This window comes from Candidatus Zixiibacteriota bacterium (assembly GCA_040753875.1).
GTDB lineage: Bacteria > Zixibacteria > MSB-5A5 > GN15 > FEB-12 > DATKJY01.
The window spans coordinates 15,946-28,074 of the sequence record JBFMDV010000007.1; the positions used below are offsets into that span (position 1 = coordinate 15,946).

At 55.3% G+C, this 12,129-nt stretch carries 10 protein-coding genes; 7 read left to right on the forward strand and 3 right to left on the reverse strand.

The window, feature by feature from the left end; all coding sequences use genetic code 11:
• The first annotated feature begins 26 nt into the window (after positions 1 to 26).
• The 3 genes from AB1644_04140 to AB1644_04150 all read left to right on the forward strand — a co-directional run bounded on the left by AB1644_04140 (position 27) and on the right by AB1644_04150 (position 1,786).
• Positions 27 to 650 carry a hypothetical protein gene (locus tag AB1644_04140; protein MEW6050236.1) on the forward strand — a complete coding sequence of 208 codons (624 nt, stop codon included), beginning with the start codon at positions 27 to 29 and terminating at the stop codon, positions 648 to 650.
• 100 nt (positions 651 to 750) lie between these two features.
• Positions 751 to 1,392 (forward strand): hypothetical protein, encoded by a 642-nt coding sequence (locus tag AB1644_04145; protein MEW6050237.1) that lies wholly within the window; start codon positions 751 to 753, stop codon positions 1,390 to 1,392.
• Positions 1,393 to 1,402: 10 nt separating this feature from the next.
• On the forward strand, positions 1,403 to 1,786 hold the full coding sequence (locus tag AB1644_04150; GenBank protein MEW6050238.1) for a spore germination protein GerW family protein: 384 nt from the start codon (positions 1,403 to 1,405) through the stop codon (positions 1,784 to 1,786).
• 278 nt (positions 1,787 to 2,064) lie between these two features.
• Here AB1644_04150 and AB1644_04155 read toward each other — a convergent pair whose 3' ends face one another.
• The 3 genes from AB1644_04155 to AB1644_04165 form a co-directional block, all read right to left on the reverse strand.
• A complete protein-coding gene (locus tag AB1644_04155) occupies positions 2,065 to 3,120 on the reverse strand; it encodes a hypothetical protein (GenBank protein ID MEW6050239.1) in 1,056 nt (351 codons plus the stop codon).
• A gap of 272 nt (positions 3,121 to 3,392) precedes the next feature.
• A complete protein-coding gene (locus AB1644_04160) occupies positions 3,393 to 5,711 on the reverse strand; it encodes a TonB-dependent receptor (GenBank protein ID MEW6050240.1) in 2,319 nt (772 codons plus the stop codon).
• A gap of 98 nt (positions 5,712 to 5,809) precedes the next feature.
• Entirely contained in the window at positions 5,810 to 8,128 is a 2,319-nt protein-coding gene (locus AB1644_04165; protein ID MEW6050241.1) for a carboxypeptidase-like regulatory domain-containing protein, read from the reverse strand.
• A gap of 124 nt (positions 8,129 to 8,252) precedes the next feature.
• Here AB1644_04165 and AB1644_04170 point away from each other — a divergent pair, with 124 nt between their 5' ends.
• The 4 genes from AB1644_04170 to AB1644_04185 all read left to right on the forward strand — a co-directional run bounded on the left by AB1644_04170 (position 8,253) and on the right by AB1644_04185 (position 12,017).
• A complete protein-coding gene (locus tag AB1644_04170; protein ID MEW6050242.1) occupies positions 8,253 to 8,393 on the forward strand; it encodes a hypothetical protein in 141 nt (46 codons plus the stop codon).
• A complete protein-coding gene (locus AB1644_04175) occupies positions 8,393 to 9,316 on the forward strand; it encodes a DMT family transporter (protein ID MEW6050243.1) in 924 nt (307 codons plus the stop codon). Before AB1644_04170 ends, AB1644_04175 begins: the two co-directional genes overlap by 1 nt.
• Positions 9,313 to 10,275, forward strand: coding sequence for a hypothetical protein (locus tag AB1644_04180; GenBank protein ID MEW6050244.1), 963 nt, complete (start codon positions 9,313 to 9,315; stop codon positions 10,273 to 10,275). The genes AB1644_04175 and AB1644_04180 overlap by 4 nt, the downstream gene beginning before the upstream one ends.
• Positions 10,276 to 10,640: 365 nt before the next feature.
• Entirely contained in the window at positions 10,641 to 12,017 is a 1,377-nt protein-coding gene (locus tag AB1644_04185; GenBank protein MEW6050245.1) for a hypothetical protein, read from the forward strand.
• Positions 12,018 to 12,129: the final 112 nt, after the last annotated feature.

The following is a 12,129-nucleotide window of genomic DNA, read 5'->3' on the forward strand; positions in this document are numbered from 1 at the left end:
TACCTCATGTTCGAAGGAGACAACGCATGAGATTAGCATCTCTTGCCATGACGGCACTATTGGGGCTGTCACTAACATCCTGCAAGTCCAAGAATGAGGCGGGCGGAGCCGCGCAGGTTGCCACCGGTGACTGGTCCGTACCGTCCGATGTAAAACTTGAAGGCCAGCCGGTGACTATCGCCGGCGTAACATTTCGGACTCCGTCCGACTGGAACGACCTGGGTCCGTCGGGGATGCGCAAAGCAAACTACACTTACGGCCCAACCGGCGGCGACAAAGACTCTGCCACTATGGCCGTGTTCTATTTCGGTCAGGGCCAGGGAGGCGGCATCAAGGACAATATCGAGCGGTGGATCAACCAGATGTCCCTCCCGGATGGCAGTGACCCGCATGTGGCTACCACGCAATCGGAACGGACTGTCGACGGCATGACTGTCCATTGGGTCGAACTGGCTGGCACCTACAGTGCTTCGATGGGGGGCATGATGTCCGGCGCCTCGGAACAGAAAACCGGCTATCGTATGGCCGCCGTGGTGCTGGAGGCGCCGGAGGGGAATCTGTTCTTCAAACTGACCGGTCCAGATGCCACCGCCAAAGAGATGATCGGCGCATTCAAAGCGATGATCTTAGATATTAAAAAAGCCAACTGATACGCTCAGCCTTGTTTGAGGCGGAATCATTGCTGGTTCCGCCTTTTCTTTGTTTCGTAACCTTTCCGCCTCCAAGACAGTATTATATTATAGGCTCTCTATGTGGTATGTCGTCTTCACGTTCGTCGCACTAATTGTCGCGTTTCTGCTCGTGAGATTGCGCGTTCGGCTGGAATTCTCAGGCGAGCGAAGGGCACTGTTTGTTGGTCTGGGACGAAGCGGCCCGGAAATTGACTTTGCGGCCAAAGTTGGTCGGGTTCGCCTGTTTGGGCTGAACATCGAATCGTTCAGTTTGCGCAAATCCGCGGCGACTTCCGTGCAGCCGATTAGGCTGGGGTCCGCGAAGCCATCGGGTGCCAAGAAGAGAGATTCGCGTCGCCGACTCATGTTCGATTTCGAGTGGCTGGACGTGCTGCCAGCGACGTTGACTGCCGTTTGGCGGTTCCTCGTTGGCATATTCAAGGCGGCCATTATCGAAGAATGCGAGGCGAAGGTGCAGGGCGGCTTTCCGACACCGGACCTTACCGGCCAGGCTTATGGATACTATTGCGCGTTTGTGGGCGCATTCCCGGCTGTGACCGAGCGAGTGACCTACACGCCCGATTGGAGCGGGGCGTCGTTCAACGGCTCGGTTCGACTGTCTGTGGCGCTCCCGGTGTACGCGCTGGTCTACCGAACGATTGTGCTGCTGATTCAACTGCCGGTCCGAAAAATCTATAGAATAACGAGAGGCAAAACTTAAGGAGGATGTAATGGCAAACAACGTGGTGGAAATTCTGAACGCCGTCGTGGGAGAACTGAAGGAGATGGCGAAAAGCGAGACGGTGGTGGGGAAGCCGATAACGGCCGGTGACAAGACGCTGGTGCCGATCATTACGATTACGGTCGGCTTCGGTGCCGGTGGCGGACAGGGGGAGAGCCAGAAGGTCGGTACCGGGTTTGGTGGAGGTGGAGGCGGCGGGATGAAGATTGAACCGTCGGCTTTCATCATTCTCGAAAAGGACAGTGTGTCGCTCCTTCCGGCCAAGCGCGGATCGTGGGAGAATATCATCGAATCGATCCCGGGTGTGATTGAGAAACTCGGCAAGGCGAAAGCGAGTTGGACATCGAAATCGGAGAAGCCGGAGGAGAAGTAGGAGCTTTCACGTTAGGCGGGATTGCTTCGTCCGGTTCGCCTATGGCGATCCCTCCTCGCAATGACGGATCATGCAATCGCACTTCGACTCCGCTCAGTGCGTCACGCTGGTGGCTCAGTGCGTTATTTCGTGGTGCCGTCAGGCGTCCTCGCCTGACGGTCTTCGGTTCCCTCCCATGTGTCGGGCGAGGACGCCCGACACCACAACCTACGCCCATATTCACGAAGCGGCGAAGCGGACGTAATCTCTGCGAAGCAATAAGAGGGACGCAGTCCCCCTCACCAAACCCAGTCGGCGATGAAGATGTTCGTTTCGTGCGGTATCTTGCCGTTACGATTTGAAGCGAACACCAACGTCTTGCCGTCGTGAGTGAACATCGGGAAGCCATCGAAGGTGTCGTTGAACGTGACCTGCTCGATCTCTTTGGTGGCCGTGTCGATCGTGAACAAGTCGAAATTGCGCCCTTTCGGGTCGTTCATGTTCGAGCAGAAAATGATATGCTTGCCGTCGGGATGAAAATACGGTGCAAAGTTGGCCGCACCGTTGCTCGTCAACTGAACCGGTTTGCGGTCTTTGAGATTCATCGTGTAAATCTCGAGTTTCGACGGGCGAATCAAGCCTTCACCCAGCAGGTCGCGATACTCTTTCAGGGCGTCACCGGTCGGGCGTGAGACGCGCCAGCAAATTGTCTGGCCATCCTGTGAGAAAAACCCACCGCCATCGTAACCCGGCATGTCGGTAAGCTGTATGATGTTTTTGCCATCGGGATCCATCATGAACAGTTCGAGGTCGCCGGTGCGGACCGAGGTGAACAGGATCTTGTCGCCTTTGGGCGAGTAGACACATTCGGCATCGTAGCCGGGTGTGTCGGTAAGCCGAACCACGTTCTTGCCGTCGGGATCGGTCTTGAATATGTCATACGCTTTGTACAGCGCCCAGACATAGCCACGCGACAAGTCCGGCTTGGGGGGACAACTGTCATCGACCAGATGAGTCGATGCGTAGATTATCGACTTGTCATCGGGCGCAATGAACGAGCAGGTGGTGCTTCCTTTGCCGGATGATATCATCTGCACGTCGGAGCCGTCGGCATTCATCGTATAGATGGCATCGCAATCGTGGTTGTCGCGAATCGACTGGAAACTCAGTTTGCTGCCGTCGTGCGAGAAGTATGCCTCGGCGTTCTGGCCGCCGAAAGTGATCTGTTTGATGTTCTTCAAGTGTTTCTCACCGGCGACGGCGAGGGGGTTGGATGAATCGGCGGGGGGCTGGGCGATCGCCAACGTGCAGAAAAGAGCCAACATCAAGGCGAGACCAGAAGTCAGTAATCTCACGTTTTCCTCCTTACAGGTATGCCGAACAAACTGGGTCCGAAAATATAGAGCGTTATACCCGCCGTAAAGCGAAAAGCTTCGTCGAGGCCCTCCGCTACGGTAAAGAATTCGGAGTACTTGGGCAGCACATCTTGCGGATGAAGACGCTCGAACATTATGTGGGAAGACTGTTGTAAAAATGTTACGACGGAGACAGGTCAGGTCACATCCTCAGTCTGTTGACGGACGCCGGGACCGGGCCGAACGGAAAAAAACGTCAATCAGAAAAGTCGTCAGAACTGGTAGCGAAGGCCGAGGTTTGGAAGCAAACCAGCATCGTAAATGTAGCCGCTGGGAGAGTCGATCATAGCGTTTGCTCGGTTAGTTATATTTGTGATGGTCGCAAACAGCTCGAGTCGGTTGAAGCGGTACGAGGCATAAAGGTCAACACTGCTGTTCACTGGAAAGCGAAGCGAGTTCTCGGAACTGCGCTTTTCATTGTAGTACCAGGCTTCACGCCAGAAGAACTGGTTCGATTCATAGGGGGGATAAGGATAGCCGGTGTGGTACTGCCAGCGTATACCGCACCCGAGCTTCGAACCGGCGCTGTAGTCGAGCTGAAGGGTCCAGCGATGACGGGCATCCAGATCGTAGGGTACCGTCAGGCCGGACTCGGACTTTTTGCTCTTGCTCCAGGCGTACGAGAAATACGGCAGCAAGTTGCGCCAGATCGGTTTCTCCGGCTGAAAGCCCAGATAGACGCTCGTTGCAACAACTCTTCCGGTTGAGTGCATCATCAGGAATCGGGGATCCAGTTGATAGGTCTGTCCATCGAAGCTCCCGATATGAAGGAAATCGGGAATCAGGCTCGGCACGTTGGTAATGACCTTGTGCGTCGTTTCGAAACGAAACGACAATCGGGTAACCGAAGCTGAGAGTAATGTTGTCCTGACCGGAATCATATTGGGCAGCGCCTGCCGGATCGGTACCTGGTATGATTCCAGAACGCCTGAGAGCGGGGTCTCAAAGTACCGCCCGGCCATCACGTTGATTGAGACTCCCCTGCCGGCGTCGAAGAGGACAGAATGGCGGGAGGCAACCGTCGTAGAACGTGACAGACTGCCGAAGTCCTCTATCCGGACACCGTTGAACAGCCGGATTCGTCCGTAACGCCAGAGGGCCGAGGAGTAGCAGGAGTAATTGGTAAGTTCGACTGAGCTGTGGTACCGACCGTATATTGAATCGAGTTCCATTTGATAGTAATAGAATCGGTTGCTGTTGGCGAATGGGGAAAGGAGATTCCACTCTCGCTGTGTCATATCGGTACTGACATAGGGGCTCCAGGATACCTGCCAGCCCGATGCTAATTGAAGCGACGATACACTCGAACGAGCTTCTATGCTCGCGCGGATCGCTCTGCTTCGTTCCGTGAGGTTCACATAAATATCATCCGGCCCTGAGCCTCCTTCGGCTTCGGCCCGATAGTGTCGGTGGGAATCCATCAAGGAAGTAGTTGCGATCACTTCAATGGAGCCGGTCTCGGACCGAAGCGTGAGGCCGGCGTACTGCTCAGAAGCTCGCTGATAGGACAACACCATTTTTCGAACAAAGTTGCCCGTTTCATATCCAACCGGATATTCGAGATCATCCCATGAATAGTAGCTATCGAACAGCAGAGTCGTGTGGCTCTTCAATCTGATACCGGATGAGACCATCACGTCCTGGAAAGTCGGTGTTGGAATGACCTGGCGACTGGAGCCGATATTCACGCTCTGACCAAGTTCATCGATGACCGACCGCCGGATAGTGCCCGCGCTGAATACCTGCTCCGTACCAATCGCGAATCTGGCCGTTGCCTCGACAAGAGAGGCAGTCAGTTCCCCTTTGCGGTGCCGCTCGAATTCAACCGGTGTAATGAGATTGACTACGGCGGATGAGCCGTATGCCGGGTTCATTCCGTGTGTTGAAAGTTCGAGGTGATCGAGCGCCATCGATGGGATATGTGAGAAAAGGGTGAAGTGGGCCGGATCAGTTCCAAGGGGAACATTGTTGAGCAGGTACTGAGGCGCTGAGCCATCGACTCGAAACGCCGATGAGTGGTTTGAGCCGATGCGAGAGACCTGTTGTGTTAGCACCGCCGCGACCGGATTAGTGGGCAGCACCGATTGCATCGCAGCGCGAGTCATTTGCTGTCCGTTTACCAGCAATATCCCATCACGCGGTTCGGTTCGTGATGAAACCTCGATTCCTCGAAGCTGGACCGCTGTTGGTTCGGACGCAAAGTCCTGACGAATAAGGCCGGGTCGCAAACGTATCCAGTTGGTAATAGTGCGAAACCCCACGGAGGAGACTCTAACTTCCGCCAGGTACTCCGAATGAACGGGAAACGAAAGGCGGTACTCGCCCGAAGAATTAGTGGCGACAGTCATCGTGTCGCCATTCTCCGAGACGACTCTGACCGAAGCAGCGACGACCGGCACGCCAGTTGTATCGGTTATGCGGCCGTAGAGAGTACAGACCTCACTCGCGCACAAGGACGGACAGCATGTTAGAATACTCGCTGCGGTCAGGTATAGAGATGTTGCTGCGAGTAATCTGCCTGGTGCCATCATGGCCTCCCCCGGCGCCGATTACTATTAGGCGCCGTGTGTGACCAAGATACCCAAGATGGATAGTTCTGTCAAGATGTGGGGAGATGGAATGTATAGCTCTAAAACCGGTACCGCAGGCCGAGGCTGGGGAGGATGCCGGCATCGTAGATAAAGCCGGAGGTCGAGTGAATAATCGGGTTGGCGCGGTTGGTGGCGTTGGCCACGCTTGTAAATAGCTCCGTAGAACCGAAATCGAACGAGGCGTGAAAATTGACCAGCGCATTGGCAGCGAAGCGCTGTGAGTTCTCGGCCTGCAATGCCGAGCGATAATACGTTTCGTTATAGTAAAACTGCTCCATGCCCAGTTGCATTGTCCTAGTCGTCGTATACGGATAGCCCGAGCGCACCACCAATTCTGTGCCGAAAGTCAACCGCCGGCTCGGCCGATAGTCGAGTTGACACTGAATCCGGTGCGGCGCGTTCAGGTCATACGGCACCGTTACGCCGTGGTCGGTTTTCACCGCGTGACTGTAGGCGTAACTCACGTAAAGGTTCAGTCGGTCGCGCCAGAGATGGTTGTGAGTGAAACTGGTGGAGATGCCCCTGAATGAGGCGCTACCCTCAGAACGCATCTGCAGAAAGGCCGGGTCCAGAGTATAGTTTTCGGTCCATACACGATTGAAGTCGGGCGAAACTACCGGCATGTCGGTTATTGTCTTGGTGAACAGACTTGCTTTGAACCCGCGGTCGGCGTACGACAGGCTGGCGAGACTGGTTCGAACGGGCGTCAGTTGGTCCATACTGGCGCGCACCATGACCTGGTATGCCTCAAGGACATTCGAGAGCGGGCTTTCGACAAACGTGCCGTAGAACAGTTCCGCGCTCCGCTCGCCGTCGAGTTGTATCCGTACCGAATGACGTGATACCAGCTGCCTGCTTTGGGAGAGAGACGAGAATTCTTCGAGGCGCAGACCCTGCTCGAATGTGAACCTTCCGACCGGTAGTGTGATGCCTGCATAGGCGGCGTTGGTCCAGCCCGGGGTTTCGGCTTGATATGTCCCGTAGAGTGAATTGACGGCGTTCTGGTAGATGTATGGGTTGTCGCTGTTGGCGAACGGCGGGAGCATATTCCAATTTTTCTGGTGTAAATCGGTCGAGCGGCGGGCGGTTTTCTCATACTGATCGCCCACTCGCAGAGTCGCCAAACCGACCTGGAGTTCTGTCTCTACGGCGGCATTGTAATTACGCACTTTTTCTTCAAGGCTGATATTGACGGCGCTGACGCGAGTAAGGTCATCCGGCCACGCGGCGTACTCGCGGCCCGCATCCTTGACAGAACCCGATACCGACAGTAGCGCGCGACCGTAGAGCGTGTTGAGCCGGGCGCCGACATACTGCTCCCAGGCGTGCTGGTACGTTCCGAGCACGCGATCCGGTCGCGAGGGGGCGGTGGTCGAATAGCGGAGATAATCGCGCACCTGGTATTGATCTACTGCGAGCGCCAGGTGTTTGGACAGCCTGACACCACCGGAGAGGAACAGGTCCTGGAAATTGGTTGGTGGGATAGCGCGACGGTTTGTGCTGACCTCAAACTGCTTCACCAGCTTGTCGAGAATCGATTTGCGCAACGAGGCGAGGACAAAATACCGCTCGCTGCCGAAACCGTACGAGCCTGTGGCCTCGATAGCCGATACCGAGAGTTCGCCGCCGCGGTCTCTTTCGAATCGACCCGAAGTCCGTAGGTCGATGACCGACGGGAGCCCGTAGCGGGAGTCGGTCCCCTGAGGGTAGAATCGAATGTCGCTTACCACCGAGGCGGGGACGATCGAGAACATGCCGTAATGGTCCGGGTCTGACCCGATCGAGGCGCCGTTGAGATAATACCGTGGGCTGGTGCCATCGATACGAAGCTGCGACGAGTGCGCCGAGCCGATTTTGCTCAACTGGGGATATTTGATCGCGGCAACAGCGTTGGTGCTCACCAGCGAACGGGAAGTGGCCAGGCGAATATCGGAACTTGTGAATTGGAGGCTGGACATGCGTGGTTCCGGCGCTGGGGTCACGCGGATGGCGCCAAGCGGTATGGCTTGCTGGCGACACGTTATGTTTTGCCTGATCGACTCTCCGGTCATCTGGATTTCCGTGAGCGTCGGCTCGTATCCAAGAGAAGAGACACGAAGTTGGACGGACGCGGTGTTGGCGATACGGATTGTCAGACGATACTGTCCGGAATCATCGGTGGCTGTCCCCGAGACAACCCGCCCGTTGACTATTAACGAAACCGAGGCGCCGATCAACGGCGTCCCATCATCCCCTTGCACGTGGCCGGAAATGGTGAGAGTCTTGTTATGTTCTGCCGACGGGAATGGCTCAGCAAGGGCAGAACTGCAAGCGGCCAGGAGAACAGCGATGATGATTTTAGTTGTGACAGAGCGCATATGTATCCGGCAATCCAATTGCTCAAACGGCATGCCCGAACATCAGTGAAACTGGCGGTCCGGTATCCTGTTGCCATATAGACGATTATCCGGTCGCCCTCGTTTAGTTAAGGGTAGCAGTTTTATGCGAATGATGCAATGGCGGAACGGTGATGCATTCAATTGCGACCTGGCGAATCGCGCGGTTGCCAAGGGGAGCCGAACCGGCTATCTTCACGGCTCCATGCAGAGTCCAAATCTCCAACTAAGAAAAGAGCCGATCTGATGCCATACGCCGGCGAACTGGCGGCGCTGTCGACCGCGCTTTTGTGGTCGTTCACCGCGATATTCTTCTCCGAGGCGGGGAAGTTGATCGGTTCGTTTTCGGTCAACAAGATCAGGTTACTGTTCGCAATCGTTATCTATGCAGTCGTGCTGACCATAAAGACAGGTCATCCCTGGCCGGGTGCAATCAATCTGGAACAACTGCTTTGGCTGGCGTCATCGGGGATTATTGGCCTTGTGTTCGGCGATGGCTGCGGGTTCAAGGCGCTGGTGATGATCGGCCCCCGCCTGATGACCATAATCGCGGCCAGCGCGCCGATCATGACCACTTTGATCGCTTGGTTCTTTTTGGGGGAACGACTGAACTGGGTAGATATTGTCGGTATCGCGGTGACAACCGGCGGCATTACTTGGGTGGTTTCGGAGCGCCGGTTTGGCGACACCAATCGCGTCCATGAGAATCATCCCGATGCCGGCACGATGACCAAGGGGGTGCTTTTGGCGCTCGGTGCCGCGCTCGGGCAGGCGGTCGGGCTGGTGTTATCCAAGCAGGGAATGCTGAACGCCGGCGGCTATGTCCCGCCGCTCGAGGCGTCGTTCGTGCGGATGATCGCTGCGGCCATTGTCATCTGGTCGTTCTCCGCCATGCGCGGCACGCTTGGGACGACTGTCGCGGCCATGAAAAACTCGCGCGCGCTGCTGTTGAGTCTGTTTGGATCAATCTGCGGACCGTTTCTGGGGGTCTGGAGTTCGCTGGTGGCGGTGTCATTGATAGAGGCGGGGGTGGCGGCCACGCTCAATTCTACCACGCCGGTTCTTATTATTCCCGCTGTTATCATAGTGTATAAAGAGCGAATCTCGTGGAGAGCGGTTATCGGCGCGCTGGTCACGGTCGGCGGCGTGGCGCTGCTGTTTCTGAAATGAGCCTGTTCCTTGACCCTTCAAAACTCCCAGCCATTCTGGAGCGGTACTATAGCAGTCCGGAAATAATGAAGACCCGCCTGGTGGGGCGGGATCGAAAATTCCCCTCGGCATATTTTGACATCGTGCGGTTTTTCGGGCCTGAGCATGTCGATCCGTCGGAAGTAGCTCTTGAGTATCTGCCGGGGTCGTTCGAGTTCACGGACCAGTTGATTGCCGAGTTTTCCCGACAGATTGAAACGGAATTGCGACGGCAAGGGCGGCTCTACGATGGCCCGACCGTCGTCAGTCTTCATCATTTCGACATGTCACGCGTGCCGTATCGATTGATTGTGCAGGAAGCTCGCTACGTCGACCAGTGCGCCGGTTTCGCGCTCGATCTGACGTCACCGCTGTTCAGCAAATGGGGAGGGACGCTGAGGAATTATTACAAAGCGAAATACCCCTCGCTGGATGCACGTGACAGCCCATTGGCGATCTGTTTTGGGATATGCGGGCTGGTGATAGTATCCGAAAACGATCGTTTGCGAATCCTGTTTGTCAAACGATCAAGGCGCTTGGCGTCGCTGGAGGATTCGATTGGACCGTCGGTGGCGGGTTCGATTGAGTACGAACCACGCTACTCGAACCTGAGAGAGCTTATCGAGTATTCACTGGGCAAGGAGATTGAAGAGGAGCTTGGGCTCGAACGACATGAATTCACTATTATACCATTGGCGTACGCGCGTGAGATATTCCGCGGCGACCGGCCACAACTGTTGTGCCTGATTCGCACCACGCTCTCTGCTTCAGAAATCAAGGATCGTCTTTTGTCCCTCGATGAGTCCCGCCGCGAGTTTGACGACGCCATGTTTGCTGAGATAGACGACGATGGTGAACTCCGTGCCGACATGTTGTCGACGCTCAATTTCGAGGCGGTGATGAACTGGTATTTGGCGGAGGAGTATTTTGGCCGCTTGTAGGGCAGAACCCGCTTCGTGGTTCTGCCATCGGTGAAGTCTATTGGAGGGAGACTGCCAGGTCACACGGACCGCAGGTGACGAATCACCGGTCACTTGCGAATGTTAGCAGAGTGAACTATCGACGACTGTCTTTTGAAACGAAGACGGTTCGCGAGACCTGGCAGAAGGGCGTAAGCTCGTAGGGCAGAACCCGCTTCGTGGTTCTGCCATCACGGAAGTGTACTCGTGCACGGCAAAACTCCCGGTCTTCCGTCGGTCGGCACAAGAGGACTTGTGCTGTTCGCGCATGTGACTTCCTTCCTGTTGCTCAACATAGTATAATGGCCATGAACCGGCCACCGGCCCTGCATTTTTTGGAGGGATGATTGACGACTGTTGCCGACAGACATCGATTCCTTAGTCCACCCGAGTACGCCTATTTGGCGACTCTAGTGATGTTCTTTGTTGCCTCGTTCTTCCCTGAGCAGCGGGTGTGGGGAGTAAACTGGTGGGCCTACTGGCCAGTGGGGGTGAGGGTGGGGGTACTAACTCTCGGGATGTTGGTCATTCCCATAGTGCGTCGTGTTGCGGTGATGCCCGCTTTGAATACCGACGATATGACGAAACGAACTTACATTGTCGTAGCCGTGGCGTTAGTGGTGGGTTGGGGTCTCCTGTTCTACCTCTTGCGTGCGCGGACGCATTTTCTTGGGGATGGGTACACGCTGCTCAGTCTGATGGCGACAAGTGACCCACTCGTAAAAGGACGCAATCTTGGAGGGATGTTACCTCAACTGTGGCTTTCCAGGGCGCTTGGCGAGCCGAGCAAGGAGAATGTCCTTCTTGCCTATCAAACCCTGTCGATTGCCGCAGGTATTGTCTTCTTGACGACAATAATTGCTGTTGCCAATCGCGTCATAGCACGAAGAATGGACCGGCTTCTGTTTCTCGTCTTCCTGGCTACCGGTGGCTTCATGCTCCAATTCTTCGGCTATGTGGAGAACTACGCGCTGTTTCTTGTGTCGGTGCTCACATTTGTCGTTGTAGGAATGCTCGTCGCTGAACAGAAACTGAACCGATGGTGGATTGTCCCCTGTGTGATCATGGCGTCGGTGTTCCACGTGTTTGGCGTAGTGCTAATCATTGGGGCTATGTACCTACTAACGGTCAATACTGCGCCGGCCAACTGGCTCCAAAAACTGTCTACAATGATGAAAACGTCAGTCATACTCCCGTGCATAGGCGTGGCTGGGGTCGCATTCGGGTATTTCTATACGACCGACTACTACTTCCGTTTTGCATTTGTGCCGATTATTGCGGACCAATTCACCGTCGACGGATATACGATGTTTTCAGCCAAGCACTTGCTCGATTTCCTCAACTTGCTGCTGGTCCTTCTGCCCGGTATTATCGTCGCGGTTCCATTGATGTCGAGGACACAGGGACGGGCAATTTCGAAACAGAGGGTAGCGACCTTTCTTTCCATTGTTACGATTTGCTCGCTCGGTGCCGCATTTGTTTTCGACCCCAAGCTCGGCATGCCGCGCGATTGGGATCTGTTTGCATTCTGGGCGATCCCGTTCTCGCTTCTGGTTTGGCGCCTTATCGCACATAGTGAGATCAATCGGAGGGTGGCGGTTGTTTCCATCCTACTCATGATTTCACTGAGTACTTTGAGTCTCTTTTCGCGTGCTTTGGCCCAGCATCAACCGACGCTGGCGGTTGAACACTTCCAGAACTACTTGCTCCTAGCAGGTTGTTGAAGAACTCGGATTTGGGGGTGATTTTATGCAGGTGATGTTGTATGTTATGGTGGTATTAATGGAGCCACTACCTTCAAGGAGTCGTCATGCGCGGGAATGATCATCATCAACA

Coding starts and splice junctions, on each gene's coding strand:
- AB1644_04140 (MEW6050236.1), top strand. CDS start 27: ATGAGATTAGCATCTCTTGCCATGACGGCACTATTGGGGCTGTCACTA.
- AB1644_04145 (MEW6050237.1), top strand. CDS start 751: ATGTGGTATGTCGTCTTCACGTTCGTCGCACTAATTGTCGCGTTTCTG.
- AB1644_04150 (MEW6050238.1), top strand. CDS start 1,403: ATGGCAAACAACGTGGTGGAAATTCTGAACGCCGTCGTGGGAGAACTG.
- AB1644_04160 (MEW6050240.1), bottom strand. CDS start 5,711: ATGATGGCACCAGGCAGATTACTCGCAGCAACATCTCTATACCTGACC.
- AB1644_04165 (MEW6050241.1), bottom strand. CDS start 8,128: ATGCGCTCTGTCACAACTAAAATCATCATCGCTGTTCTCCTGGCCGCT.
- AB1644_04170 (MEW6050242.1), top strand. CDS start 8,253: ATGCGAATGATGCAATGGCGGAACGGTGATGCATTCAATTGCGACCTG.
- AB1644_04175 (MEW6050243.1), top strand. CDS start 8,393: ATGCCATACGCCGGCGAACTGGCGGCGCTGTCGACCGCGCTTTTGTGG.
- AB1644_04180 (MEW6050244.1), top strand. CDS start 9,313: ATGAGCCTGTTCCTTGACCCTTCAAAACTCCCAGCCATTCTGGAGCGG.